General features: G+C 67.8%; 2 protein-coding genes and 2 pseudogenes. 1 reads left to right on the top strand and 3 read right to left on the bottom strand.

From position 1 onward, the window contains the following. Positions 1-249: 249 nt before the first annotated feature. Positions 250-651 (top strand): VOC family protein, encoded by a 402-nt coding sequence (locus tag KZA10_RS14310; protein WP_141385776.1) that lies wholly within the window; start codon positions 250-252, stop codon positions 649-651. Here KZA10_RS14310 and KZA10_RS14305 read toward each other — a convergent pair. From KZA10_RS14305 to KZA10_RS14295, 3 genes and pseudogenes are all read right to left on the bottom strand, one after another. Continuing rightward, entirely contained in the window at positions 609-1,067 is a 459-nt protein-coding gene (locus KZA10_RS14305) for a hypothetical protein (protein WP_218683217.1), read from the bottom strand. The genes KZA10_RS14310 and KZA10_RS14305 overlap by 43 nt on opposite strands. Positions 1,068-1,132: 65 nt before the next feature. Then, positions 1,133-1,543: pseudogene (locus KZA10_RS14300) on the bottom strand (aminotransferase class I/II-fold pyridoxal phosphate-dependent enzyme); the annotation flags it as partial. A 20-nt stretch (positions 1,544-1,563) separates the two neighbouring features. After that, positions 1,564-1,688: pseudogene (locus KZA10_RS14295) on the bottom strand (IS481 family transposase); the annotation flags it as partial.

Below are 1,688 nucleotides of genomic sequence, written 5' to 3'. Positions count from 1 at the left end.
GAGGGTCGCCGGGCGCACGCGCACGGTCTGGTCGCTGTCTGACACCGCGGCCTCCTCTCCATCGTCGGATTGTGCTTGCGATCAAACTTACTACTCGGTAACCTCACGGAAGCTTACTTTCTCGACATATCCAGAGCAGGGTGCACGCCGAATTCGGTCTCGTGCTGCAGCCGGAACCGGTGCTCGTCGGCGTCGACCTGTAGAGCGTTGCTCGGCAGCCGCGGCCGACGGCGGGGCTACACTCGCGGCATGAGCGGACTGATCCCGTACCTGCTGTTCCCCGGCAACGCCGCAGAAGCGCTGCGTCACTACCAGTCGGTGTTCGGCGGCGACCTGCAGCTGCTCGACTACGCCACCGCGGGCCGGCACGACGGGCCGGGCGATGCGATCGCGCACGGGCAGCTGAGCGGACTGGTCGAGCTCGCCGGTGCGGATGCCGGTGCCGACGACGACGCTGTGCAGATGGGCGGTATGTTCCTCTCGCTCCTCGGCACGGCCGACGCGCTGACTCTGACCGGCTGGTACGACACGCTCGCGGCCGACGGCCGTGTGATCGACGCGCTGCAGAAGCGTCCGTGGGGCGACTACGACGGCACGCTCATCGACCGCTACGGCATCCGCTGGCTGATCGGCTTCCACCCCGAGGACTGAACCTGCTTCCCGTCGAAGTAGGCACGAGACGAGGGCAGGAAGATCAACACGACTGCCGCGCTGGTGAGGGCGAGGGCCGCGAGGCCGGCCCAGAACTCCCAGATCGGGGCAGCTGCCGCCGGAACGTAGAGCGCGAGCGGGAGCGGGAACAGCAGGGTCGCGTATCGGGCCCACGACTTCCGTCTCATCACGAGCACCGTGATGGTCGCGTAGACGACCACCGGTACGAAGGGGAGCACACTCAGCCACCCTCCTCCCCAGTACCACATGAAGGGAGCGACGACGAGGGAGAGGAAGAAGACCAGCACGGTCACCGTGCTCAGGATGGTGAAGGCCACCCGCAGAGTCACCGGCATCCACTCTTCCTCCTGCTTCCCCCAGGCGCGTCGAGACCCATCGTCGACGTCGAGACCCACTCCCGCAGGCGACTGGGGGCGTGGGTCTCGGTGCGCACGATGGGTCTCGGCAGAGGTGCAGCGGGTCAGGCGAACAGACGCTGCAGGCGCTGGACGCCCTCGAGCAGCTGCTCGTCGCCGAGCGCGTACGACATGCGGATGTAGCCGGACGGGCCGAAGGCCTCACCGGGGACGACAGCGACCTCGGCCTGGTCGAGGATGAGGTCGGCGAGCTCGAGCGAGGTGGTCGGCGTCACGCCGCCCCAGGTGCGGCCGAGCAGGCCCTGCACGTCGGGGTACACGTAGAACGCGCCGAGCGGGTTCGGGACCACGAGGCCGTCGATCTTCGACAGCTCCGAGACGATGAGCTGGCGGCGGCGGTCGAACGCCTGGCGCATCTTCTCGGCCTCGTCCTGCGGACCGGTGAGGGCGGCGATCGCCGCCTTCTGGGCGACGTTGTTCACATTGCTGGTGAGGTGCGACTGCAGGTTGCCGACGCCATCAAGATCGCCGGCTCGGCAAACCAGGACACCGCTCGGCGGAGAACACCGATCGCGGTGTCCGCTTTCTCGTCGGAGCAGATCTCGGCGTAAGCGACGCGGGAGTGGTCGTCGATGACGGTGTGCACGAACGCAGTGCCGA

Origin of the sequence: Microbacterium sp. BF1, assembly GCF_019279095.1 — a bacterium.
Taxonomy (GTDB): Bacteria; Actinomycetota; Actinomycetes; order Actinomycetales; family Microbacteriaceae; genus Microbacterium; species Microbacterium maritypicum.
The sequence above is the reverse complement of the archived record's forward strand: the minus strand, read 5'-3'. Positions and strand labels throughout refer to the sequence as shown.

Coding starts and splice junctions, on each gene's coding strand:
- KZA10_RS14310 (WP_141385776.1), top strand. CDS start 250: ATGAGCGGACTGATCCCGTACCTGCTGTTCCCCGGCAACGCCGCAGAA.